The sequence below is a fragment of the Muricoccus roseus genome (assembly GCF_900141905.1).
Lineage (GTDB): Bacteria > Pseudomonadota > Alphaproteobacteria > Acetobacterales > Acetobacteraceae > Roseomonas > Roseomonas rosea.
In genome coordinates, this window is sequence record NZ_FQZF01000023.1 from 50,622 (window position 1) to 74,680 (window position 24,059).

The 24,059-nt window shown below is 71.5% G+C and carries 22 protein-coding genes and 1 pseudogene; 7 read left to right on the forward strand and 16 right to left on the reverse strand.

Translation table 11 applies throughout. The features are described from left to right. Positions 1 to 97 precede the first annotated feature (97 nt). The 8 genes from BUB97_RS17920 to BUB97_RS17960 form a co-directional block, all read right to left on the reverse strand. Positions 98 to 202, reverse strand: a complete 105-nt coding sequence (locus BUB97_RS17920; RefSeq protein WP_073137253.1) for a DUF2474 family protein — start codon at positions 200 to 202, stop codon at positions 98 to 100. A 1-nt stretch (position 203) separates the two neighbouring features. Then, a complete protein-coding gene (gene cydB, locus BUB97_RS17925) occupies positions 204 to 1,259 on the reverse strand; it encodes a cytochrome d ubiquinol oxidase subunit II (protein WP_245818351.1) in 1,056 nt (351 codons plus the stop codon). A gap of 5 nt (positions 1,260 to 1,264) precedes the next feature. Beyond that, positions 1,265 to 2,854, reverse strand: coding sequence for a cytochrome ubiquinol oxidase subunit I (locus tag BUB97_RS26935; protein WP_245818352.1), 1,590 nt, complete (start codon positions 2,852 to 2,854; stop codon positions 1,265 to 1,267). Between the two features lie 635 nt (positions 2,855 to 3,489). Further along, positions 3,490 to 3,816 carry a hypothetical protein gene (locus BUB97_RS17940; protein ID WP_245818353.1) on the reverse strand — a complete coding sequence of 109 codons (327 nt, stop codon included), beginning with the start codon at positions 3,814 to 3,816 and terminating at the stop codon, positions 3,490 to 3,492. Positions 3,817 to 4,075: 259 nt separating this feature from the next. Further along, positions 4,076 to 6,433 carry a mechanosensitive ion channel domain-containing protein gene (locus BUB97_RS17945; RefSeq protein ID WP_073137255.1) on the reverse strand — a complete coding sequence of 786 codons (2,358 nt, stop codon included), beginning with the start codon at positions 6,431 to 6,433 and terminating at the stop codon, positions 4,076 to 4,078. A 78-nt stretch (positions 6,434 to 6,511) separates the two neighbouring features. Beyond that, positions 6,512 to 7,585, reverse strand: a complete 1,074-nt coding sequence (locus BUB97_RS17950; protein ID WP_073137257.1) for a S1C family serine protease — start codon at positions 7,583 to 7,585, stop codon at positions 6,512 to 6,514. A gap of 303 nt (positions 7,586 to 7,888) precedes the next feature. After that, positions 7,889 to 10,069 carry a methyl-accepting chemotaxis protein gene (locus BUB97_RS17955; RefSeq protein ID WP_073137259.1) on the reverse strand — a complete coding sequence of 727 codons (2,181 nt, stop codon included), beginning with the start codon at positions 10,067 to 10,069 and terminating at the stop codon, positions 7,889 to 7,891. A gap of 236 nt (positions 10,070 to 10,305) precedes the next feature. After that, positions 10,306 to 11,613 carry an NAD(P)/FAD-dependent oxidoreductase gene (locus BUB97_RS17960; RefSeq protein ID WP_073137261.1) on the reverse strand — a complete coding sequence of 436 codons (1,308 nt, stop codon included), beginning with the start codon at positions 11,611 to 11,613 and terminating at the stop codon, positions 10,306 to 10,308. A gap of 124 nt (positions 11,614 to 11,737) precedes the next feature. Here BUB97_RS17960 and BUB97_RS17965 point away from each other — a divergent pair, with 124 nt between their 5' ends. Continuing rightward, positions 11,738 to 12,421 (forward strand): AzlC family ABC transporter permease, encoded by a 684-nt coding sequence (locus BUB97_RS17965; protein WP_073137262.1) that lies wholly within the window; start codon positions 11,738 to 11,740, stop codon positions 12,419 to 12,421. Continuing rightward, positions 12,418 to 12,729 carry a hypothetical protein gene (locus BUB97_RS17970; RefSeq protein ID WP_073137264.1) on the forward strand — a complete coding sequence of 104 codons (312 nt, stop codon included), beginning with the start codon at positions 12,418 to 12,420 and terminating at the stop codon, positions 12,727 to 12,729. Before BUB97_RS17965 ends, BUB97_RS17970 begins: the two co-directional genes overlap by 4 nt. Positions 12,730 to 12,743: 14 nt before the next feature. Here the strand turns inward: BUB97_RS17970 and BUB97_RS17975 are convergent, their stop codons facing one another. Continuing rightward, complete coding sequence (locus tag BUB97_RS17975) at positions 12,744 to 13,322, reverse strand: DUF2239 family protein (protein WP_086062317.1); 579 nt, start codon at positions 13,320 to 13,322, stop codon at positions 12,744 to 12,746. Between the two features lie 83 nt (positions 13,323 to 13,405). On the opposite strand from BUB97_RS17975, the gene BUB97_RS17980 reads away from it, so the two are divergent. Continuing rightward, on the forward strand, positions 13,406 to 13,741 hold the full coding sequence (locus BUB97_RS17980; protein ID WP_073137266.1) for a GIY-YIG nuclease family protein: 336 nt from the start codon (positions 13,406 to 13,408) through the stop codon (positions 13,739 to 13,741). 29 nt (positions 13,742 to 13,770) lie between these two features. Here BUB97_RS17980 and BUB97_RS17985 read toward each other — a convergent pair whose 3' ends face one another. Then, positions 13,771 to 14,916, reverse strand: a complete 1,146-nt coding sequence (locus BUB97_RS17985; RefSeq protein ID WP_073137268.1) for an AAA family ATPase — start codon at positions 14,914 to 14,916, stop codon at positions 13,771 to 13,773. Positions 14,917 to 15,013: 97 nt separating this feature from the next. Continuing rightward, complete coding sequence (locus BUB97_RS17990; protein WP_073137328.1) at positions 15,014 to 16,147, reverse strand: methyltransferase; 1,134 nt, start codon at positions 16,145 to 16,147, stop codon at positions 15,014 to 15,016. 402 nt (positions 16,148 to 16,549) lie between these two features. Between BUB97_RS17990 and BUB97_RS17995 the strand changes: the two genes are divergently transcribed. From BUB97_RS17995 to BUB97_RS18005, 3 genes are all read left to right on the forward strand, one after another. Then, entirely contained in the window at positions 16,550 to 16,936 is a 387-nt protein-coding gene (locus BUB97_RS17995) for a DUF2231 domain-containing protein (protein ID WP_245818354.1), read from the forward strand. Then, entirely contained in the window at positions 16,933 to 18,222 is a 1,290-nt protein-coding gene (locus BUB97_RS18000) for a PQQ-dependent sugar dehydrogenase (RefSeq protein ID WP_073137272.1), read from the forward strand. Before BUB97_RS17995 ends, BUB97_RS18000 begins: the two co-directional genes overlap by 4 nt. A gap of 140 nt (positions 18,223 to 18,362) precedes the next feature. Next, a complete protein-coding gene (locus BUB97_RS18005; RefSeq protein WP_073137274.1) occupies positions 18,363 to 18,860 on the forward strand; it encodes a hypothetical protein in 498 nt (165 codons plus the stop codon). Positions 18,861 to 18,870: 10 nt separating this feature from the next. Here the strand turns inward: BUB97_RS18005 and BUB97_RS18010 are convergent, their stop codons facing one another. The 3 genes from BUB97_RS18010 to BUB97_RS18015 form a co-directional block, all read right to left on the reverse strand. Next, positions 18,871 to 19,932: an AbrB family transcriptional regulator gene (locus BUB97_RS18010; RefSeq protein WP_245818355.1), complete on the reverse strand. Its 1,062-nt coding sequence runs from the start codon at positions 19,930 to 19,932 to the stop codon at positions 18,871 to 18,873. Between the two features lie 26 nt (positions 19,933 to 19,958). Next, positions 19,959 to 20,114 (reverse strand): hypothetical protein, encoded by a 156-nt coding sequence (locus BUB97_RS26310; RefSeq protein WP_175562672.1) that lies wholly within the window; start codon positions 20,112 to 20,114, stop codon positions 19,959 to 19,961. 232 nt (positions 20,115 to 20,346) lie between these two features. Beyond that, positions 20,347 to 21,168 (reverse strand): AraC family transcriptional regulator, encoded by an 822-nt coding sequence (locus tag BUB97_RS18015; protein WP_073137330.1) that lies wholly within the window; start codon positions 21,166 to 21,168, stop codon positions 20,347 to 20,349. A gap of 42 nt (positions 21,169 to 21,210) precedes the next feature. Here BUB97_RS18015 and BUB97_RS18020 point away from each other — a divergent pair, with 42 nt between their 5' ends. Further along, positions 21,211 to 22,452, forward strand: coding sequence for an MFS transporter (locus BUB97_RS18020; protein ID WP_073137278.1), 1,242 nt, complete (start codon positions 21,211 to 21,213; stop codon positions 22,450 to 22,452). Between the two features lie 260 nt (positions 22,453 to 22,712). Here BUB97_RS18020 and BUB97_RS26940 read toward each other — a convergent pair whose 3' ends face one another. After that, positions 22,713 to 23,093: an MFS transporter gene (locus BUB97_RS26940; protein WP_245818356.1), complete on the reverse strand. Its 381-nt coding sequence runs from the start codon at positions 23,091 to 23,093 to the stop codon at positions 22,713 to 22,715. An 88-nt stretch (positions 23,094 to 23,181) separates the two neighbouring features. Continuing rightward, positions 23,182 to 23,946 (reverse strand): annotated as a pseudogene (locus tag BUB97_RS26945) (MFS transporter); the annotation flags it as partial. Between the last annotated feature and the right edge of the window lie 113 nt (positions 23,947 to 24,059).

The following is a 24,059-nucleotide window of genomic DNA, read 5'->3' on the forward strand; positions in this document are numbered from 1 at the left end:
ACCCACCCATCCGGGGCATCCACGGCAGTCAGACGGGGTTCCAAGGGCCTCAGGCCCTTGGCGGGTCGAGGGCAGAGCCTCGAAGCGGTCCCCCCCCTCACACCGCCTTCAGCACATATCGCAGCACCATCGCGATCGCCCCCAGCACCAGGATGCTGGCGCCCCAGAGCCCCACGAACCAGAGCATCCGCCGTCCCCACATCTCAGTGGTATCCGGTCTCGCCCGTCACCTTCCCGCGGAACAGCCAGTACACATAGCCCGTATAGGCCAGGATGATCGGGATCAGCACCGCCGCCCCCACCAGCAGAAAGCCCTGCGAGGCCGGCGGCGCCGCGGCCTGCCAGATATCGAAAGCCGGCGGCACGATCATCGGCCACATGGAAACGCCCAGCCCGATATAGGCCAGCGCGAACAGCCCGAGCGCCAGCAGGAAGGGCCGCACATCCGCCATCCCCCCGCGCCCCGTATCCTGCGAGAGCGCGTGGAAGAAGCGCCACACGAACACCGCGACGAGGATCGGCACGGGCAGCGCGTAGATCAGGTGCGGAAAGGTCAGCCAGCGCGCGGCGAAGGCCGGCTGCAGGAAGGGCATCACCGCCGAGACCAGCCCGATCGCCGCCACGGTTCCCACCGCGAAGGGCCAGGCCAGGTCCACCGCGCGGCGATGCAGCGCCCCTTCCGTCTTCCACAGCAGCCAGCAGGCCCCCAGCAGCCCGTAGCCGATGACCAGCGCCACCCCGGTCAGCAGCGAGAAGGGCGAAAGCCAGTCCCACCACCCGCCGGCATAGGCGCGCCCCTGCACCTCGATCCCCTGCACGAAGGCCCCGAGCGCGATGCCCTGCATGAAGGCCGCGACGGTGGAGCCCCAGGAGAAGGAGCGGTCCCACCACATCTGCTGCGTGTCGTTCTCCGCCCGGAAGCGCATCTCGAAGGCGACGCCCCGGAAGATGAGCGCGAGCAGCATCAGGATCAGCGGCATGTAGAGCGCGGGCAGCACCACCGCATAGGCCAGCGGAAACACCGCCAGCAGCCCGCCGCCCCCCAGCACCAGCCAGGTCTCGTTCCCGTCCCAGACGGGCGCGACGGAATTCACCGCCACGTCCCGCTCCGCCTTCTCCCGCATGAAGGGAAACAGGATCCCGATCCCCAGGTCGAACCCGTCCATGCACACGTAGAAGAACACCGCGAGCGCGATCAGCACCGCCCAGATCAGCGGCAGCCAGAAGGCCCAGCCCGTCAGCTCCATCGCCTGCTCCATGGTCCCTACTCCGCCGGCTGCGGGCCGGGCGCGGCACCGGCCGCGACCGAAGGCGCCGGCGTCACGCCGGCCGTGCGGATCGGCTGTCCTTGGGGCGGCTCGCCCTCATGGTGCCGCGGCGTCTGCGAGAAGAGCTTGAACAGGAACCAGATCCCTGCCCCGAAGACGACGAAATACACCACCACAAAGGCCGCAAGCGAGGTCGCCACCGCCGGCAACCCGATGGGCGAGACGCTGTCCGCCGTGCGCAGATGCCCATAGACGGTGAAGGGCTGCCGCCCCGCCTCCGTCACGATCCACCCCGCCGTCACCGCCACCAGCCCCGCCGGCCCCATCGCCACCGCCGCGCGCAGCAGCCAGGGCGTGTCGTACAGCCGCCCGCGCAACCGCATGAAGCCGCTGGCCAGCCCCAGCCCGATCATCAGCAGCCCCAGCCCCACCATCACGCGGAAGGCGAAGAAGACCAGCGGGATGTTGGTGGGCCAGAACTCGCGCGGAATGTCCTTCAGCCCGCGCACCTCGCCATCCCAGGAATGGGTGAGATAGAGGCTGGCGAAATTCGGAATCCCGATCGCCATCCGCGTCCGCTCCTGCTCCGCGTCCGGAATGCCGAAGAGGATGGAGGGCGCGCCGCGCTCCGTCTCGAAATGCCCTTCCATCGCCGCCACCTTGGCGGGCTGGTGCTCATAGGTGTTGGTGCCGTGCAGGTCCCCCAGCACCGCCTGGATGGGCGCGACGACCAGCAGCATCCACATCGCCATGGAGAACATGAGCTTCGCGCGCGGGTTCAGCCCGCGCTCGCTCTCCTCCGTGCCGCGCTCCTCGCCCGCGCTGCCGGGGCTGGGCCGGTTCGGCGCCTCGGCACCCTCCACCAGCGCCTGGCCCGGATCATGGAAGCGCGCCGCCGTGCCCGAATCCATCCCCGCGTCGCGCACCGGCTCCTCGCCGCGCCGCTCCCGCAGCAGGTGCCACGCGCCCACCGCGCCGACGATCAGCGCTGTCGTCAGATACGCGCCCGTCACCGTATGCGCGAGGCGGAAGGGAAAGGACGGGTTGAAGATGATTGCCCACCAGTCCTCCGGTATGAAGCGCCCATCCGGCGTCACCGAGAAGCCGGCCGGCGTGTGCATCCAGGAATTCGCCGAGAGGATCCAGAAAGCGGAGAAGAAGGTGCCGATCGCCACGAGCGAAGTGGCGAGCATGTGCAGCCCCTTCCCCACCCGGTTCAGCCCGAACAGCATCACGCCGAGGAATCCTGCCTCCAGGAAGAAGGCCGTCAGCACCTCGTATCCCATCAGCGGCCCGATCACCGGCCCCGCCTTGTCCGACAGGACCGACCAGTTCGTGCCGAACTGGTACGACATCACGATCCCCGACACGACGCCCATCGCGAAAGCCACCGCGAAGATCTTCAGCCAGTAGCGGAAGGTGTCGAGATAGACCGCCTTCCCCGTCCAGAGCCAAAGCCCCTCCAGCACCGCGAGGTAGCTGGCAAGCCCGATGGTGAAGGCGGGAAACAGGAAATGCCAGACCACCACGAAGGCGAACTGGAAGCGCGCGAGATCCAGCGCGCTCGGCAAAAGGGCGTCGATCATCGGTCAGGGGACCCCCAGGCATTCCCGATGCTCACCTTGTGGCGCAAGCATCCATTCGCCAATGCCGGCACGGGCTTCGCACGCGCTGTTGACCGGAACGAGGTTCATGAGATCCCGCATGCCGGAACGCATGTCACACCACGCCCGCATAGGTGCGCGAATCCTCGCGCAGCACGGCCGCCACCATCTCCAGCGAATGCCGCAGCCCGGCCCGGTCCGTCGGCCCCAAGCGCCAGCCATCCGGCCATCGCCAGACAATACCGGCGGATCGTCCGGCTCAGGAACCGGCCCGCATCACGGGCCGGCGCTCCTCCGCGTTGTGGATGAACTGCGAGCAGACCAGCCAGCCCGCGAAGACCGTCACCGGCACCGCCACGGTGGACATCACGAAGAAGGCCGGGCGCAGCCACAGGAGCCGGAGAAAAGATGCCCCTCGCCGCAATACGGGCAGAGCCCGCGCACCCCGAGCGCGAAGGGGGAACGCCCTTCGGCGAGCCGCGACATGTCCTGGTCCATCACCGCCATCCCATCCGCGGGGCCATCGCGCCCCTGCCCGGATATGGCGGCCCGTCACCGGAGCCCTCAACCAGATTGCCCGCGGACAATGCCGCGGGATTGCATGGAAAAGGCCCGGCTCAGCCGGTCACCCGCCCATGCTCCACCTCCAGCCGCACCACGCCGACGACCGAGCGGAGATTGCCCGCCACCAGATGCACCATGCCCTCCGGCAGCGTCACCGCGATCTCCACCCGCATCGCCGCCCCCTCGCGCCCGGCCCGCAGCCGGTCCGGCACCAAGTCCCGCTTGGCGAGGGGCTGGAGCAGCCGCGGCAACAGGCCCGGCGAGGGCTCCGCCTTCAGCAAGTAGCGCACGCAGAGAACACGCTCCCCCTCCTCCTCGGCGGCGGGGCAAAGGGCAGCGGAGACAGGCGCCAGAACGGCACCGGGAACAGCATCGAACATCGGGGAACTCTTTTCTTCCGAAGGGTGGGCGGGGCAGCGTGCCCGGCCGCCCGCCCGCGCGGCGCAGGCCCAAAGCCCGCGCGCCGGTCAGACGACCGGGCGGGTAATTCGGCGCATTCGGCGCCCGCATGAGGTTCGGAAGAACGACATGCCCAGCACAGTAGGGGCCGGAAACCGCAACGCAAGCCCCCAGACGAGGGGCAGCCATGCGCCCCGCGCTTGGCCGACCTCCCCGCAGGCGTCAGAGGCCGGGGCGGTGCTACGCCGCGGCCGCCTTGGCCTCCGCCTCCGCGGCCTCCTCCTCCGCCGTCTTCCGCCAGGGCGAGTTGATCTTGATCCCCTCGGCCTCGAAGCGCGCCTGGATCCGGCGGTTCAGCTCCCGCGTCACCGGCCAGCGCTGGGACGGGTCGGTCTTCATCCGCGCCCGCACCACCACGCCCGTCTCCAGCAGCTTGTCCACGCCCATCACGTCGATCTCGTCACGCGTGGCGGAGGCCCAGCGCGGCTCCTGCCGCATCTCGGCCGAGATCTCCTTCAGCACCTTGCCCACCTGGTCCGTGTCCTCGCCATAGGGCAGGGCGATGTCGACCACCGCGAAGGCGAAGTCCCGCGTCATGTTCGTCACCGAGGTCACGGCGCTGAAGGGCACGATATGCACCGCCCCATCCAGCGCCCGCAGCCGGATGGACCGGATGGAGAGCTGCTCCACCACCCCCGTCATCTGCGGCATGCCCAGCGTCACCGTGTCGCCCACCGCCACCGCATCCTCCAGCAGCAGGAACATGCCGGTGATCACGTCCTTGACCAGCGTCTGCGAACCGAAGCCGATGGCCACGCCGACCACACCGGCACCGGCGATCAGCGGTGCCACGTTCACCCCGATCTCACTCAGCACGTTCAGCCCGACGAAGATGAGGATGACGATCAGCAGCGCCGTCCGCAGCATCGGCAGCAGCGTACGGATCCGCGCCGAGCGCGCGGCCTGCGTATCCCGCGAAAGCTTGGCCAGCCGCCGCTGGATGGCGGCGTTCGAAACCTCCCACACCGTCACCGCCGCCAGCGCCGTCAGCCCGATCGAGACGATGCTGCCCACCACCCGCGCGCCGAGCTGCCCGCGTCCGAACCAGCCGAAGGCCTCGATCCCCCAGGTCTCCAGCAGGAACAGCAGCGCGATGATGGTGACGATGGCCGAGACGATGCCCTTCAGCACCGGCAGGTAGCGGTTCGCCCGCAGCTCCAGCCCGGGATAGCGCTTCGCCAGATCGGGCGTGATGCGGAAGCCCCGCTCCAGCAGGCGCCGCAGCCCGTAATCCACCAGCTTGGCCACGCCCAGCACCGCCAGCGTCAGCGCGCTCGCCCGCAGCAGCCGCTCGAAGCCGTCGCGCACCTCCAGCGCCCAAACGCCCCACAGCGCCAGCAGGTAGAGGATGGCCAGCACATGCCACACCTCCGCCAGCCGGTCCCGCAGCGCGCGGAACATCCGGCGCGAACGGTCCGGATGGTCGCCCGGCTTCAGCTCCGGCGCCCGCAGCCGTTCCGCCACCAGGTGCCGGTTCTGCATCACTACGATGATGAGGAAGAGCGAGACGACCAGCAGGCAGAAGCGCGAGATGGCGTCATACACCGCCCAGGGCACGCCGAAGAGCAGCCCCGCCTCCGCCACCGCCCAGCCCACCACCAGCACCGCCACGATCCGCCGCAGCCAGATGGTAATGTAGGCCGCCGTCTCGTCCTGCATCGGCACGAGCCGCAGATGCGCGGAATTGGGCGAGAACAGCATCCGGCTGGCCAGCATCACCGCGCGGATGGCGATGTAGGCGTTGTTCGCCAGCAGCAGCACCAGCTCCGTCGTCGGCAGCGGCTGCACGGCCCGGATCAGGCCATAGGAGATGATGGCGAAGGCGCCCACCGGCAGCAGGTCCAGCACCAGCCGCGCCAGCACATAGGGAATGCGCCGCAGCCAGGTCCACAGATTCGCCCGCTCGGGCGCCAGCGTATCCAGCCGGTCCCGCCACCGCGCCAGCAGGCGCCAGACCATCCATTCGGCCAGCAGCCCCATCCCGAAGAGCAGCGCCAGCTTCCAGGAGGCATCGAGCACCCGCGCCTGCGTCACCGGGTCCCGCGCCACGCCCGAGGCCCAGGAGACGATGTTCGGCAGGTCCGTCAGCGCATTGGCGCCGGCCACGATCTGGTCCGAAAGCGCCGCCAGCCGCTGGGAAGCCCCCATCAGCAGCTGCGCCCCCAGCGTGTTCGGCGCCAGGATCCCCGCCTCCGCCGGCGCCTCGGCCGGCGCTGCGGCGGGAGGGGCGGCTGCGGGCGGCGTGGCCGGAGCCGCCCCTCCCGCCGGGGCCGGCACGGGCGCCTGGCCGGCAGCCGGCGCCGACGAGGGAGCCGTCCCCGCCCGGGAAGCCGCCGAAAGCGCCTCCAGGTTCCGGATCAGCTCCGCCCGCCGAGCATCGTCCCGCAGCACGCCCAGCAGCCGCTCCGCCTCCGACCCCGCCGGGGCCGGGGCCGCCGCCGCCGGGGCGGCGGGCGCGCCCCGCGCCGGCGCCTGGGCCAGGGCCGGCGCGCCGAACAGCAGCGCCAGCAGCGTCAGGATCGATGATGAAATCCGCATGGAACGAGGTTGGACCCCAGCGCATCCGCCCCGGTCAAGCACCCGCCCGCCTCCCCCGCCCCCGGACCCCCGCTGCCGCTACTTCTCGCAGCGGATGAAGACGGTGGCCCGCTCCGCGATCTCCCCCACATCCGCCGCGCTGCGGTCCGTCCCGTTGCTCCGCGCCGCCGCCGGGGAAACCCCCGCCGCGCGCAGGAAGGCCGCCGCGCGCTCCCCCTTCACCGCGAAGTTGATGTTCTGGGCGATGTCCCCCGTCCGCCCGGCCACCGCCTGGGCATTCAACTTGGACACCACCACCCCCACCACATTCCCCTGCATGTCCAGCAGCGGCCCGCCGGAATTGCCCGGCTGCACCGGGGCGCTGATCTGAATCTGGTCCGGATTGTCCCGCAGCCCGGCCAGCCCGTTCACCTCGCCCCGCGTCAGCTTCGCATCCGAGGAGAGCAGCCCCGTCAGCGGGAAGCCATAGGCCACCACCCCCTCCCCGCGCCGCACCGGCGGGTCCTGCCGGAAGGCCAGCACCGGCCCGCTCAGCCCGGGCACCGTCAGCAGCGCCAGGTCCAGCCGCGCATCGGTCCGCGCCGGCGGCACGGCGGCGTGGTTGCGGCCATCAGGCCCCCGCACCAGCACCCGGTCGCAGCCATCCACCACATGCCGGTTGGTCATCACCCGCTCGCCGGCCACCAGGAAGCCCGTCCCGGTCGCCGCCCGCACCCCCGGCCGCGGCAAGGCCTGCGGCGCCGTGGGCTGCTCGGGCGAAGGGCGCACGATGCTCCCGGCGGCGGCCACCATCCCCGCATCCAGCGTCACGTCGCGCTGCGCGCAGATCTCCTGGTTCCGCGCAACCGCCTCCCGCCCGTCCTGCAAGACCAGCCGCAGGTCGAAGCGGCACCCGGCCTGCGGATTGGGGCGCAGCCGGTAGCCGGCATCATCCGGCAGCGGGCGCGGCAGCAGGTTGTTGCCCCAGTCCGGCCGCCCGCTCCGCACGGCATGCAGCGCCGTCGCGGGCTGCCCCGTCCGGTTGATCACCCGGAAGCCCTGCTCGGCCGCCGCGGCCGTGGGCGGCGTGTCCGGCGCCTGGGCCATGGCGGGGGCCGGGCCCAGGGCGGGGGCCGAGAGGAGAAGGGCGGAGGCAAGAAGAAGAGCGCGCATGGCACGGCGATGTGTGGAAGCCGCAGCACAACGTCAATGCATGAAGAAGCCCGAACCAGGCACGCCGAACCGGCAACGCCCATGCCACCAAGCCTGGCCGGGAAGGCAAACCCCTGACTCCGTTGAGGAACCACCGCCCGGACGCCAGGAGGAACAGCCATTCAGCCCTTGCCCAGGCGGCTGGCAGATCAGCCTGCCACCCGCCCGGGGCCGCCCCGCGGCCCTCGGGGCCGCCCCTCGGCCGCCGCCACCCTGTCGCCCATGCCCCGGGCGATAGGGCCGGCCAGCGCCCGCCCCCGCCTCTCAGGCGGCGCCGAGCTTGCCGACGAAGCTCGTCACCGTCCCCCGCAGCTCGACCGCCTGCTTGGTCAGGTGCTCCGCCGCGCCGAGAAGCTGCCCGGCGGACGCCCCGGTCTCCGTCGCCGCCTGGCTGACACTTCCGATCGTGTCCGTCACCGCCCGCGTCCCGTCCGAGGCCTGGGCCACGTTCGAGGCGATCTCCTTCGTGGCCGCGTGCTGCTCCTCGATCGCCGAGGCGATGGTCGTGGCGATCTCGTTCATCTGGCCGACCACGGCGGAGACATTGCGGATCACGCCCACCGTCTCGGCGGTCACGCGCTGCATGTCGGACACCTGGTTGGAGATGTCCTCCGTCGCCCGCGCGGTCTGCGCGGCGAGGGACTTCACCTCCCCCGCGACCACGGCGAAGCCCTTCCCGGCATCACCCGCGCGCGCGGCCTCGATCGTCGCGTTCAGCGCCAGCAGGTTCGTCTGGGCCGCGATGTTCGAGATCAGGCGGACGATATTGCCGATCTGCTCCGCCGTGGCCGTCAGGCCGGTCACCTGCCCATTGGCCTGCTCGGCCGATTCCACCGCCTGCTGAACCACGACGGTCGAGCGCTGCACCTGCAGGCTGATCTCCTGCACCGAGGCCGTGAGCTGCTCGGTCGCATTGGCCACCGCCAGAACATTCGTGCTCGCCCGGTCCGCCGAGCGGAACACGCTCACCGCCTGCTCCGCCGTCTGCTCGGCCGAGGAGTTCATGGCCCGCGCCGTCTGGCCCATCGTCCTCGCCGCCGTGTCGAGGCCGGCCACCACATCCGTCATGCTGGCATCCAGCTCGGCCGCGAGGCTCTGCATGAGGCTCTTCCGCAGCCCGGCGGCCTCGGCCTCCTGCTGCTCCCGCTGGAGCGCGGCGGCCTGCAGCGTGTCCTGCATCTCGCGCAGCGCTTTCGCCAGCACCCCGACCTCGTCCTCCTGCGTCACCTCCAGCCGCTGGTCCAGCCGGCCGCCCGCCACGCCCTCCGCGAAGCTCGCGCAGGCCCGCACCGGCCGCGCCATGCCGCGAGCGACGAAAAGGGCGAGCGCGATCCCGATGGCAAGCACCGCGCCGGCCGTCAGAAGCTGCCATGTCGCCGCCGAGGCGTTGCGCCCCGCGAGCGACTGCTGCAGCGCCGTCACCTCGGAAAGCGCCACGTCGCGCGGCACCTGGATGAGCACCGCCCAGGGCTTACCCGTGCCGGCCATGGTGATGGGGGAGAAGACCCGGAACCGGCCCGTGGCCTCGTCGAGGTTCACCTGAGGCTCCCCCCGGCGGATCACGTCCAGGTCGCTCCGCCAGTTCCCGGAGCCTGCCTCGAAGGAACGCCCGATCAGCTGCGGCCGCGCGCTGTCCGCGACCACCAGGCCCATATTGCTGAGGATCGTCACCTCCGCACGCCCGCCGAAAAGCTGGCGCGCGGCCTGGGTCGCCAAACCCTGCACGAATTCCAGGTCGAAATCCGCGCCGGCAACGCCGAGGAAGCGCCCCCCGTTCACGATCGGCACCGACAGCGTCGCCAGGTTCACATTCCGGCCCTGCACCACATAGGGCAGCGGGTCCAGCACGCTTTCCGCACCGGTTTCCTGCGGGCCGATATACCACCCGCCCTTCATCACGCCGTTCGGATGCAGCTCGCGGCTGTCATACTCGACCAGCGGCTGCATCGCGATCCGGCCGCCCTGTCCGCGGTTCCAGTAGGGAATGAACCGGCCCGTGCCGTCGGTGCCGGTCTCCCGCCGGTTGCGATACTCCGCATCGAGCCCGTCGAGCGCGTTCGGCTCCCAGGCCGTGTAGGTGCCGTTGAAGCGCGGCTCGCTCTCCAGCACCCGCTTCAGGATCTCGTTGATCTGCTGGCGCCTGGCAGCCACCGGGGTCGCGGCACCGGTGGTGTCGTCCGCGATCACGGAGAAGATCCGGGCCATGTTCCGCGCCGCGTTCATCGCGGTCCTGAACTCCAGCCGGATCGTGCTCGCCCGGTCCGCCGCGGCGGAGGCCAAGGCCTCCCGGGTCCGCCTGTCGAGGACGCTGCTGACATTCTCGGCAACATAGTCGCTCGTCCTGGAAGCCGAGACGAGATTGAAGCTTGTCAGCACTGTTCCACCGGCCAGCAGGCACGCGCCCGCGAACAGGGCGATGCGCGTCTGCATCGAGCGAATCTTCATTGGAACCTCGGTCACCGCGCTGAAGCGGAGTCATTTTGAATGCGCCGCAGCGTCGCCGATTTGCATTTCACGGCGCTTAATGGGGCACGGCCATTCGTCGCCGCCGGCCCGCGCCCGGCACCCGAGGCGCCCCTCCCGCCCGGGCGATCGAAAAAGACGTTGGGCCGAAAACACGGCCTTCCACGGAGAGAGGAGGAGCCCCCTCCCTTCCTCCGGAAGGAGCCGGCCGGCCTGGGCTACTCCGCCGCCACCATCTCCGGCCGCGCCTCCGGCATCTCCGGCCCCATCCCGTGCCGGTGCAGCCAGGACATGACGTGGTACACCGCCTTGAAGGACAGGATCGGAACGATCGCCCGCGGGTCCCCGAAGCGCCCGCCCGCCAGGTTCCCCGCCAGCATGTTGATGATGCCGTCCCGCATCCACAGCGTGTTCTTGGGGGACATGAACAGGCTGCGCATCACCGGGTCGTTGATCCGGTAGATCAGCCAGCCGATGCGGTCCATCGCCCGCGCCAGCTCCTTGTTCACCGCCCGGCAGGCCGCCGCCCCCCGCAGGGGGTCCCGCAGCCACCGGTCCGCGGCCTCCGCCCCCAGCTCCCCCGCCGTCATCGCCATCAGCACGCCGGTCGAGAACATCGGGTCCACGAAGCCGAAGGCATCCCCGATCATCAGGTAGCCCTCCCCGGAACCCGAGGTCGCGCGGTAGGAGTAGTTAGCCGTGGAATAGATGTCGGAGACGATCTCGGCATTCCGCGTCCGCGCCGAAACCGTCGGGCTGCTCGCGATCCGCGCCAGGAACAGCTCCTTCGCGCTCCCCTTCCGCCCCTTCCAGGCAGACTGGTTCCCCACGAAGCCCACGCTCATCACGTCGCCCGGCAGGGGGATCAGCCAGAACCAGCCATCCTCGGCCAGATGGATGGAGATGTAGCCGTCCAGCTCCCCCTCGCGCCGCTCCACGCCCGTGAAATGCGCGTACATCGCCGCGGTGTTGTTGTACTTGTTGCTCTCCTTCAGCCGCAGCTTCCCGGCCAGGAAGGTGTCCCGGCCCGAGGCATCGAGCACGAAGCGCGGCCGGAAGGTCAGGTCCACCCCCTCCTTCGTCCGTGCCGTCACCATCGCCCTCTCCCCCCGCGCGCCGAAGGCGATGTCGGTCACCCGCGTCTCCTCCAGCGCCGTGGCGCCGAGCCGGGCCGCGTTGGCGAAGAGCGCCGCATCGAAATCCGAACGCCGCACCTGCCAGGAAAAGGTCCGCGCCTTGTTCAGCGCATGGGCGAAGGGAAAGGGGCAGGAACGCCCCGTCCGGTCCGAGACGAACTCGGCCCCCGGCTTGTGCACCCCCATCTCCCGCACGGCCTCGAGCATGCCGAGCCGCTCCAGGATATCGAGGTTCCGGGGCAACAGGCTCTCGCCGATATGGAAGCGCGGATGCGCCTCCTTCTCCACCAGCACCACGTCCCGCCCGGCCTTGGCCAGCAGGGCCGCCGCGGTCGATCCCGCCGGCCCGCCGCCGACGACGAGGACATCGGGTGTCGCGCTCTGTTCCATGGGCCGAAGATTTCCGCGCCCCGCCCCGCCGGGTCAAGCGCCGCGCGCCAGGCCCGCCCCTCGTGCCGCCCCCTGGGTCGCCCCCTGGGTCGCCCCCGCCGCCGCGCCATGGCAGGCTCGCCCCATGCACCCCGCCTTCCGCCAGGGGGCGCGCGAGTCCCTCGGCGCCCACACCCTCGCCATGGCCGCCACCTTCATCGCCTTCGGCGCCGCCGTGCACGCGGCGGGCTTCGGCCTCGGCTGGGGCCTCGCCTCCTCGGCCGGGGTCTATGGCATGGCGGGCCAGATGGTCCTGCTCGGCACGTCGGGAGCCCAGCCCGGCGCCGCCACGGCGGCGGTCGCGGGCGCCGTCATGGCCAATGCCCGCTTCCTCCCCATGGCGGCGGCCCTCGCCCCCCTGGTGCGCGGCCCCCTCGCCCCCCTCTGCGTCCCCTTCGTCGCCATCACCCCCTGGGCCGCCGCCATGCGCCGCCTCCCCGCCACCCCCGCGCCGGACCGCGCGCCCTGGTTCCTCGGCTTCGCCCTCTCCGCCTGGACCACCGGCCTCCTCACCACCGCCCTCGGCTACGCGCTCGCAGGCCACCTCTCCCCCGCCGTGCTCCGCCTGCTGCTGATGGTGAACGTGCTCTACTTCGGCCTGATGATCGCGGCCGGCATGTCCCGCGGCGGCCCCTGGCGGGCTTCCCTCGGCGGAGCGCTGGCCGCCCCCCTCGCCTTCCTCCTCCCCGCGGGGGTCCCGCCGGCCTGGGGCATCCTCGGTGCCGCCCTCATCGGCGGCACCGCCGCCTTCCTGCTGCGCCACAGATGAGCGAGGGCTGGTTCCCCCTGCTGGCCGCCATCGCGGCCATGACCCTGCTGCGCGGCCTCGGCATGGCCCTCGCCTGGCGCCTGCCGCCAGGCCACCCCGCCATCGCCTGGGCCGCCGCCGTCAGCGAGGCCGCCCTCTCCGCCTGGGTCGTCCTCGCCCTCCTCTCCCCCGGCCCCTGGCCCCTCGCCGCCCGCCTCGCCGGCGCCGCCATCGCCCTCGCCACCTTCATGGCCACCGGGCGCCGCCTCCTCCCCGGCCTCGCCACCGGCCTTCTCGCCATCTGGGTCGTCGACGCGCTGCTGCGCTGACGGCCGCCTTCCGTTCAGCCCGGCACCGCCTCCTCGCCCGCGCGCAGAAAGCGGAACAGCTCGTCCCGGACATCCGGCGGCCATGCCCGAACGCAGTCCCTCAGCCGGTCCTTGTCCCGCGCGAACAGAGCCCGCGCGGCGTCCTCAAAGCCGGGCAGGTCGCCCGCGATGGCCGAGATGAAGCGGTAGGCAGCCTCGACACGCCTCCTGGCACCCCCCACCTCGTCGTCGCGCTTGCGCGCGGCCTCCACCAGCTTCCGCAGGGCCACCGAGGCACCGCCGGGCTGGCTGGCCAGCCATTCCCAATGGCGTGGCAGCAGCGTGACCTCGCGGGCGACCACCCCCAGCCTGGGGCGCCCCCTCCTCGATGCGGGCGCCTCCGCGGGCGCGTACCGGGCAGCGATCTCCGCTTCACTCCCGCGAAGATCGAGATCCCTGACCGCGCCGGTCGCCTGGTCGAACACCAGCACCGCCCCCTGCCCGCCGCGCTCCAGCGCGCGCTTCGCCGCGACCGCAGCCTCCGCCAGGGACCCGGCCGCGAGGCGCGCCAGCCCATCGAAGGCCACGAAGGGGCCCGCCCCGATCTGTTCCATCTCATCCGCCATATCGACCATGAGCCTATTTACCCGGGTACAATTCCAAGTCAATAAGACCCGGGTGAAAATGGAGACAGGTCATGGACCGAAGCGCCCGCAAAGCCGCCATCGCCGCCTACAAGGAACGCAAGCCCGCCCACGGCGTGTTCGCCGTCATCTGCACCGCCACGGGGCAGGCATGGGTCGGGCAAAGCCGCCATCTCGACACCCAGCGGAACAGCCTGTGGTTCACGCTGAAGCACGGAAGCAGCCCCCATGCGGTACTCCAGGCCGCCTGGAACCGGCACGGGGAAGCCGGGTTCCGGTTCGAGGAGCTCGAACGCCTCCGCGACGACTTCCCCGCCCTGACCCGCTCCAGCGAGCTCAAGAGCCGCCAGTCCCTCTGGGTGGCCCGGCTCCAGGCGCTCGCACTGTGACCTCACGGCGAAGCGGTTGCCGGCCCGGCCTACCGCTTCGGCCAGACCCAGCGTGGCGCGTCGATCTCCGCGGCGACCGTCTCGCCGAAGTCCTTGTCCAGGCGCAGCGCCGCCACCTCGGCTTCGCGCCCGAGCGCACCGATCAGCGTCTCGTTATGACTGACCACGACAATCTGGCAGCGGCGCGCGGCGTCGGCGAGCAGCCGCGCGAGAGACGGCATCAGCGAGGGGTGCAGGCTCGCCTCGGGCTCGTTCAGCACCATCAGTTCCGGTGGCCGCGGCGAGAGCAGCGCGGCCACGAGCAGAAGGTAGCGCAAGGTGCCGTCGGACAGCTCCGCCAGGCCCAGTGGGCGCAGCAGCCCGTGCTGATGCAGGAGAAGGCCGCCACCGGGCCCCGTCTCCAGCCGTGACCCGGGGAAGGCGTGCTCCACCGCCTCGTCCAGCGCGGCGGCATCGCCGATCGCCTGGATGGTGGCGATCGCGGCCGCAAGGTCGGCCCCATCGCCGCCGAGCACGGGCGTGAAGGTGCTCACCGCGGCGCGGCGCGCCGGCGCGCCGGGATCGGTCCGCAGCGCATCGTAGAAGCGCCAGTTCCGCATGCGCTCACGGGTGCCGAAGAGCTCCGCGCCGTCCACCGGGTCGGCGCAATGCGTCACCATGGAATCGAAGGGCGAAAGATGGGTCAGCCCCTCGCGCCATGTCCCGTCCTGCGCGCGACGGAGCCGCACGAGCGGGCCGCGGCGCTGGGCGAAGAGGTTGGCGCGGCCGAGCAGCTCGCCGGTCCACATCGCCTCCAGCTTGATCGCCGGGTCGAGCGGGAACGGGTGCTCGCGCCCCGGCATGCCCAGGTCGATCGCATAGCCGTACTCGTCGCCGGAGAAACCGAGGCGGAGGCTGACCGGCCCCTTGCGCACCGTCCCCTGAACGGCATGCGCGCCCGAGCGCAGGCTCCGGCCGATGGCCTCGGGGCCAGCCCAGAGCGTGGAGGACAGGCCACCCTCGGCCGCGAGGGTGGCGACGAGCCGCCCCTGTGCCGCCTCGGCCAGCAGGCGGAGCGCGCGGTAGAGGCTCGTCTTCCCGCTGCCATTCGGCCCCGTGACGACCGTCAGCCGCCCCAGCGGCACGACGAGGTCGCGCAGGGACCGGTAGCCCGACACGGCCAGCGTCGTGATCAACCCGTGCCTCCTGTCGAGCGCCGGCGACGGCACCGCAGCCGCTCGCCGGGAAGCCCCCGCTCCGCCCCGAACAATAGCGCGCCCGCCCTCCCCCGGTTCACGCCACGCGCAGCCGCCAGAGCGAGGTCGTCTCCTGGCGTCGCGCGGCATGCAGCGGATCATCCGCGTCGAAGGCCTTGCCATGCTGCGGCCGGGCATCGCGCCGCTCGACCACCGCCAGCCCAGCGGCCCCGATCATGCCCAGAAGCTGGTCGCGGCTGCGCAGGCCCAGATGTTCCGCCAGGTCGGAAAGAATCAGCCAGCCCTCTCCGCCCGGCAGCAGATGCGCCGCCAGCCCATCCAGGAAGCCGCGCAGCATGCGGCTGTCCGGATCATACACCGCCTGCTCCAGCGTCGAGGACGGCTTGCCCGGCAGCCAGGGCGGATTGCAGACCGCCAGCGCGGCGCGCCCCGGCGGGAACAAATCGGCCTCCCGCACCGAGACCTGCCCGGACAGGCCCAGCCGCTCGAGATTGGCGCGCGCGCAGGCCAGGGCGCGGGGGGAGAGGTCGGAAGCGACGATCGCCGGAACGCCGCGCCGGGCCAGCACGGCGGCCAGCACGCCCGTGCCGGTGCCGATGTCGAAAGCACTCCCGCCCGCCGGCAAGGGCGCATGCGCGACGAGGTCGAGGTACTCACCGCGGATCGGCGAGAACACGCCGAAATCCGGGTGAATCGCCGCGCCGCCGAGCGCCGCGATCGGCACGCCCTTCCGATGCCATTCATAGGCCCCCACCATCCCCTGCAACTCGCGCAGCGACACCACGGCTTCCCCCAGGGGCTCGCCAAGCGCGTGATGCAGGGCCGCGCGCAGATCCGGGGCGCGGCGCAGGGGAATCCCCCACTCGGCATCGAGCGGGATGAGCACCATGCCCAGGATGCGCGCGCGATGCGCCTGGCCCTGCCGATAGCGGTAGAAGCGCTCACGCATCGGCATGTCACCGGGCAGGCGGCCGCGTGCCGCCCGCTTGTCCAGCCGCCGTGCCAGCGCCTGCAGCAGCTGCCGCGCATTCTGGAAGTCGCCGCGCCACAGCAGTCCGACGCCCTCGCTGGCCAGGCGGAACGCATCATCCGCGCGCAGCGTGTCATCGGCGGCCTGGACACGGCGGGGAGGAAGCGCGCCCGATCCGGACAGCCAGGCCGCGCCATGGGCAACGCCGCCTTCGGTCCATTCCAGGCGGGGAAGGCTCATGGGCACCGCGGCGCGCGCAGGCCGCATGAGGGGGCAGGAGAGGGCATGGGCGGCATCTCACGCTGGGGGAGGCCGTATAAACCCGATCCGCCCGGCGCCACAGCGCATCCCGGCCCGGAGCCGCCGCATTTTCTCCCCCCGCGGAGAAGGAGGCCAAAGAAGGAAAGACCACCCCCGCCCCGTGGCGGAACCGGCTGTCCCGGGCTGCGTCCGGCCAGGTCGCGCCGCGTCGGCCGGGCACCGGCCCGTGGCGCCGCAACTCCCCCATCGCGCTCCCGTTGGCTAACGACGCCTCCGACACGGGCAGGCCCGGTTTCGCGCTCCGCCAGCTCGGACCGAGACATGAGAGGAACCACGGTGGCTGCCATTTCCGCACCAGGGCCAGCAAGGCCGCTCCATCCCTTGCACGCGATCCTGCTCGCCTTCCCCCTTCCCCTGTTCCTCGGCGCGCTGCTCAGCGACCTCGCCTACCGCTCCAGCTTCCAGATCCAGTGGTTCAACTTCTCGTCCTGGCTCATCGCCGGCGGGTTGTTCGTCGGCGGCTTCGCCCTGCTCTGGGCCCTGATCGACCTGATCCGGAGCGGAACGGTGCGAAGGAAGCGCGCGGCCACCTACTTCCTCGTGCTGCTCGTCATGTGGGTGCTCGGCTTCATCAACGCGCTCGTCCATTCGAAGGACGCCTTCGCGATCATGCCGGAGGCGCTCTACCTGTCCTCCGTCGCGACCATCCTCGCCCTCGTCGCGGCCTGGATGGGCTACTCCGGCTATCAATCGAGGGAGGCGGCATGATGCGCGCGTTTCTTCTGATCGGCGTCGCCGCGCTTGCCCTCACCGCGTGCGACAGTGAACCCGCCCCGCAGCAGCACGGCTCCAGCCCGAACCTCCCCGAACCGCATCGCGGCCTGCTGCCCGACATGACGATCCCGCGGCCGGCGGCCTGGGGCAGCGAGCGGCCGACCGTGCCGCAGGGCTACACGATCCAGGCCATCGCCACGGATCTCCAGATCCCGCGCCAGACCCTCGTCCTGCCCAATGGCGACATCCTGGTCACGGAGGGAACGGGTGGCCAGGGCGCACCCCGGCTCAACCCCAAGGCCTTCATCGCAGGCATCATCAAGAGCTGGGGCAGGACCTCCGTGCCGGGCGGCAACCGCCTGACGCTGCTGCGCGACGCCGATGGCGACGGCACCTATGAGGTCCGGCGGGTCTTCGCCGAGAACCTGAACGGGCCCTATGGCCTCGCCCTCATCAACAACGTCCTCTACGTCGCCAACCAGGATGCGCTGGTGCGCTTCGACTATCGCGAGGGGCAGACCGAGGCGAGCGGGCCGCCGACGCTGGTGACGAACCTGCCCGCGGCGATCAACCACCACTGGACGAAGGCGATGACCGCCAGCCCCGATGGCCGGTTCCTCTATGTCGGCATCGGATCGAACAGCAACATCACCGAGCGCGGCATGGAGGCCGAGGTCGACCGCGCCATGGTGTGGCAGATCGACCCCCAGACGGGAGCGCACAGGGCCTACGCCACCGGCCTTCGCAATCCCACGGCCCTCACCATCCAGCCGGGAACCGGCCAGCTCTGGGCGGTGGTGAACGAGCGCGATGAGATCGGCCCCAACCTTGTCCCGGATTACCTGACCTCGGTCCGCGAGGGCGGCTTCTACGGCTGGCCCTGGAGCTACTGGGGCCAGAACGTCGACACCCGCGCGCAGCCGCAGAACCCGGAACGCGTCGCCGCGGCCATCCGCCCCGACTACGCCCTGGGCGCACATGTGGCCGCGCTCGGCGTCTCCTTCTCGAACCCCACCATGGGCGCGGCCTTCGCGGACGGCGTCTTCGTCGGGCAGCACGGCAGCTGGAACCGCAGCCCGCCCGTCGGCTACAAGGTCGTCTTCGTGCCGTTCCGCGAAGGCCGGCCCGCCGGAGACCCGATCGACTTCGTGTCCGGCTTCCTGAACGGCGAGGGCAACGCGCGCGGCCGGCCGGTCGGGGTCACGCTGGACCCGCGCGGCGCCCTGATCGTCGCCGACGACCTGTCCAACACGGTCTGGAGGATCACGCCGAGCCGCTGACGCCGCGGCCCGAAGGCCGGGCCCTCTCCGGGGCGTGCTGCTCCCGCCGGGGCGGGAACGGCCGCCTACCGCCCGAGACCCGGCCATGGACCGCCTCTCGCGAGGGCCATCCACCCTCCTCTGGCCTGAGAAGAGCATCCATGCGCGCCCTCCTCCCCCTCCTCTGCGCGGCCGCCCTCCTGGCCACGCAGCCGGCCGCCGCCACCCCCGCCCTCCCCAGCATCCCCAAGCTCCTCGAACTCTGCGCCTCCACCACCATGGCTGAGGCCACGGCACGCGGAGAGCGCCTGGGCTGGCAGCGCCTGAGCGACACCCGGCTGGAGCCCTGGCGCTCCGGCTTCCTGCGCCACAACGGCGGTACGGTGGAGGTGGTCGGCTGGCAGCGGGGAGAGAAGGAAGGCGAAGGCGCGCTCTCGTTCTGGATTGCGAAGGGGCCGAACGCGCACCGGGCCTGCTACTTCTCCGCCGCCGGCGCGCCCGGCCTCCTGAACGACCTCTCGGAGGCCCTCGGCGAGCCCGACAATCTCGACAAGACCGCCGACATCGTCCTCGCCTCCTGGACATTCGGCCCCACCCAGGTCCAGTTCGCCCAGACCGGCGCCAGCGCCGTGGTCAACTACGCCTACACCGGCCGCTGAACACCCGCCGCTACCGCCGCTCCACCAGCCGCGAGACCATCCGCGCCAGCGCCGGCCCGATCAGGATCACCATCACCAGCCGCATCGTCTGCAACGCCATCACGAAGGACAGGTCCGCCCCGCCCGCCGCCCCGATCACCGCCACGGAATCCAGCCCACCCGGGCTCGTCGCCAGCAGCGCCGTCAGCGGGTCCAGCCCCAGCAGCGGCACCAGCGCCATGGAAGCCGCCCCGCAGAACCCGATGAGCACGAAGATGGAGAGCAGGATGCGCGGCAACGCCGCCGCCGCCTGCACCAGCACCGCCCGCGTGAAGCCCAGCCCGATCGTGCACCCGACCAGCGCATAGGCCAGCGCCCCCAGCCAGGGCGGCACCTGCAGCTCCACCACCCCCGAGGAGCGCAGCGCCACCCCCGCCAGCATCGGGATCAGCAGCGGCCCCGCCGGCACCCGGAACCGCCAGCCCAGATGCCCGCCCAGCCCGGCCAGCAACAACGCCGCCCCGAAGGGCACGGGCCGCAACGCCGGAAACCAGGCCGCGAACGAAGCCACCGGCGCCGCCTCGCCCGGCCCCACGGAAAGCAGGCTCGCCACCACCGCCGCCGAACCGGCCACGCAGGCCACGCGCAGGTACTGCATCACCGCCACCATGCGGGCATCGGCGCCATGGGCCTCGGCCATCACCACCATGGCGGAAGCCCCGCCCGGCGCCGTCCCCCACACCGCCGTCGTCCCCGGCAGCACCTTCAGCACGCTCAGCGCCCAGCCCAGCACGCTGCTCGCCGCCAGGGTAATCAGCACCGCCGCGATGATGATCGGCCAGTCCGCCAGGAAGGTTCCGAGAATTCCTGGCGTCACCAAGGTCCCGATCAGGCACCCCACCACCGCCTGCGCCGCCAGATAGGCCTTGCGCGGCAACACCAGCCCCCCGCCGCCCAGGCTGACCAGAATGCTCCCCACCATCGGCCCGAGAAGCTGATAGGCCGGCACCCCCACCGCCCCGAACGCCGCGCCCAACACCCCGGCCAGCACCGCCAGCATCACCCAGCGCGCCCATCGCGGCGCCAGCGCCAACGGCCCCGCCCCGGGCGGCAACGGCCTCACGCGCGCCAGCCCCAACCCGCCCAAAGGCGCGGCACCTCGACAACCCATCGCCTCGGCAGGGGAAAAGACAGCGGCGCCTCCAGCCCCTCATGCGGGGCGGCCTCATTCGCCCGGTCGCCATACATCACACCCTGACGGCGGGCGAATCCCACTGGCGGTCTGTCCTGGGGAGAGGAAGAAGGAATTCTTCCTCTCCCCAGACCCCTCACCATCATCTTTTTCTGGAAGTTTGGAATCGCTCGGCTGACGGTGCGCCTCGGGTCGATGACCCGAGGCGACTGCAGGGGCAGGATCAGGGGCAGAGCCCCCTTCGATCATCGTATCCACGGCAGTCAGACGGGGTTCCAAGGGCCTCAGGCCCTTGGCGGATGGAGGGCAGAGCCCTCACCGCTCTCCCCCCGAAGGCCCCATCCGCGCTCCCTCGGCCGGCGTCACCCCGAAGGCCGCCCGGAAGGCCGCCCCGAAGGCCGGCGCCGAGGCATAGCCCACCGCGGCCGCCGCCCGTGCCGGCGGCACGCCCTGCGCCAGCAGCGCCGCCGCCTCCGCCAGCCGCAGCTGCTGCCGCCACGCCCCGAAGGAGAGTCCCGTCTCCGCCCGGAACAGCCGGGACAGGCTGCGTGGGGAGGCCCCGATCCGCGCCGCCCATTCCTCCAGCGAAAGCGGGCAGGCCGGGTCCGCCCGCAGCGCGGCCGAAAGCCGCGCGAGCCGTGGCTCCCGCGGCTCCGGCAGGCCGAAGGGCAGGCTCGGCGCCCGGTGGATCTCGTCCAGCATCAGGGCGGCCAGATGCCCGCCGCGCCCGTGCTCGTCCCATTCCAGCGGCTCCTCGCAAGCCGCCAGGATCAGCTCCCGCAGAAGGGGAGAGGTGGCCAGCACCGTCACCCCCGCCGGCCCCGCCCGCGCCGCATCCTCCCGCAGGAACAGCGCCCGCATGGCCACCTGGCCCAGGATCGAAACCGAATGCGGCTCCCCCGCCGGCACCCAAAGCGCCCGCCCGGCCGGCAGCACGAAGCTCGCCCCATCGGTCGCGATCCGCATCACCCCCCGCAGCGCATAGAGAAGCTGCGCCCGCGCATGGCTGTGCCGCCCGGTGGATTCCCCGTCCCGGTAGTCGCGCATGAAGGCCGCCAGCGGCCGGTCCACCGCATCCTGCGGCAGCGGCAGGCGCCGCGCCTCCTGGCCGGATCCCGACAGCTTCTGGCCGGACATCTCCATCCGGCCATCCTAATCTGATGCGGAGGAGAAACGCCAATGCCCACCGATCCCGCCTCCCGGCAGATCTGGTTCATCAACGCCGCCCACTTCGTCTGCCACTACATGCTGCTCATCCTCGCCACGGCGGTCCTGGGCATGGTGGCGCTCAACGCCTCCGTCTTCGGCAACGAATACGGGCCCATCCTGGCCCTCGGCACCGGCATGTTCGTCCTCTACGGCGCCGGCTCCCTCCCCATGGGCTGGCTGGCCGACAAGATCGGGCGCCACGCGCTCATGTCGGCCTTCTTCCTCGGCGTCGGCGGCTCCCTCCTCCTCGCCGGCCTCGTCTCCGGGCCCTGGGGCCTCGCCACCGCCCTCGCCCTGGCCGGCCTGTTCAACGCCATCTACCACCCCATCGGCACAGCCATGCTGGTGGAAGCCGCGGGGGACCGCGTGGGCCGCGCCATGGGCAATAACGGCGTCTTCGGCAATCTCGGCGTCGCCTCCGCCCCCGTCGTCACCGCCCTCCTCGTCGCCCAGGCCGGCTGGCGCTGGGCCTTCATCGTGCCGGGAATCCTGGCGCTGGCCCTCGGCCTGCTCTGGCTGCGCGAAACCCCCTACGACGCCCGCCAGCACGTCAAGAACGCCCGCCCCTTCCCGGAAATCCCCCGCCCCGTCGTCCGCCAGGCCGTCATCTCGCTCCTGCTCATGGCCGTCTCCGCGGGCTTCGTCTTCAACGCCTTCACCCTGCTCATCCCGAAGCTGATGCAGGAACGCATGGCCGACAGCCCCAGCCTCCTGCCGCTGGTGGGCGCCCTCGCCTTCACCGCCACCCTCTTCGGCGGCCTCACCCAGTTCACCGTCGGCCGCGTGATCGACCGCACCACCCTCAAGCGCGTCTTCCTGCCGCTCGCCATCGCCCTGGTGCCCGCGCTCCTCGCCCTCTCCTTCCTCCAGGGCTGGGCCGTGCTCCCCGTCGCCGCCATCGCCGCCGCGGCCATCTTCGGCCAGGTCACGGTGAACGAGACGATGACCGCCCGCTACGTCGCGCCCGCCCTGCGCGCGAAACTCTACTCCATCCGCTTCTTCGTCGGCTTCCTCGGCGCCGCCGCGGCCTCCCCGGCCATCGGCTACCTCCACGACCGCTTCGGCAACCTCGCCGTCGCCATGATCACCCTCGCTGCCTTCGGCGCGGTCACACTGGCCTGCGCCTTCCTCTTCCCGGACCGGCGCGAGGAACTCCACCCCGAACTCTGGGCCAACCCCTCGCCCAAACCCGTCGCGGTGGCTGCGGAATAGCCGTCGGGGGTGAAGCGGAGGGCTCCGCCCTCCACCCGCCAAGGGCCTGAGGCCCTTGGAACCCCATCGGACTGCCGTGGATACGATGATCGAAGGGGGTTCTGCCCCTGATCCGGCCGCTGCAGTCGTCTCGGGTCCATGACCCGAGGCGCACCGTCAGCCGAGTGATTCCAACTTCCAAAAAAAGAAGAAGGTGAGGGGTCCGGGGAGAGGAAGAATTCCTTCTTCCTCTCCCCGGGACAGACCGACACCCCAGAACATCAAGCCCCGACGCGCCCCGCCGCCCCGAACCCCCGCCCGCGCAGCCGCAGCACGATCCAGCCGGCGATGGCCAGGTTCAGCAGGTTCCAACCGATCCCGTTCACCAGGGCCAGCCGATAGCTGAAGGTCGCGTCGAAGATGGCGCCCGAGAGCCACCCGCCCAGCCCCATGCCCGCCAGCGTGGCGGAGAGCACCAGGCTCACCCGCAGCCCCGCCTCCGCCGGCGGGAAGAACTGCCGCACCATCACCGCGTAGCTCGGCACGATCCCGCCTTGGAACAGGCCAAAGATCGCCGAAAGCAGGTAGAGGGCGAGAAGCCCGTCGAATTGCAGGAACAGCAGCAGCGCCACCGCCTGCAACCCGGAGCCCAGCAGCAGCATGAGCGGCGCCCCCACCCGGTCCGTGATGGCCCCCCGAGACGAGGCGGCTGACGACCCCGAAGCCGAGCATGAGGGACAGCATCTCCGCCCCCCGCGCCGGCCCGTAGCCGAGGTCGGCGCAGTAGGCGACGATATGCACCTGCGGCATCGCCATCGCCACGCAGCAGGCCAGGCCGGCCAGCATCAGCAGCGATTGCAGCGCGCCCTTGGAAACACCCAGCCGCGCCAGCCCGCCCGCCGCCTGCGCCCCGCCCCCGGCGGCCTGCACGGGCGGCGGCCGCCGCAGGGCGAGCGCCAGCGGCAGCATGGTCACCACGCAGAACAGCCCGATGCCGATATGCGTCGCCCGCCAGCCGTGGGTGGCGATGAAATGCTGCAGGATCGGCGGCCAGACGGCGCCGGCGAAGTAGTTCCCGCTGGCGCAGAGCGCCACCGCGATGCCCCGCCGCCGGTTGAACCAGAAGGAGGTGTCCGCCACCAGCGGCCCGAACACCGCGCAGCTCCCCAGCCCGCCGACGAACACGGCATAGAGCAGTCCGAACTGCCACAGCTCCCCCACGAAGGCGGTGGCGACATAGCCCGTGCCCAGCGCGAGCGTGCCGATCACCACCGGCAGCACGATGCCGAACCGGTCCGCCAGCCGCCCCATGGCCACGCCGCCGACCATGAAGGCCAGCATGGTCATCGTGTAGGGCAGCGACGCCCCGGCCCGGTCCACGCCGAATTCCGCCTGCACGGCGGGAAGCGCCACCACGATGGACCAGAGCCCGATCCCGCCGATGGTCGCCAGCAGCACCGCCGCGACCAGCCGCCACCAGGCATAGGCGGATTCCGCTCTGCTCTCCTTGGCCACCTGTTCGCTTCCTCACCCCGGCACCGCGCAGCCTAGCGCCGGAGGGGAAGCGGCCACCAGCCGGGGCCGGAGGAACGCAGCCGCACAAAGAAAAAGGCCCGGGGATCTCTCCC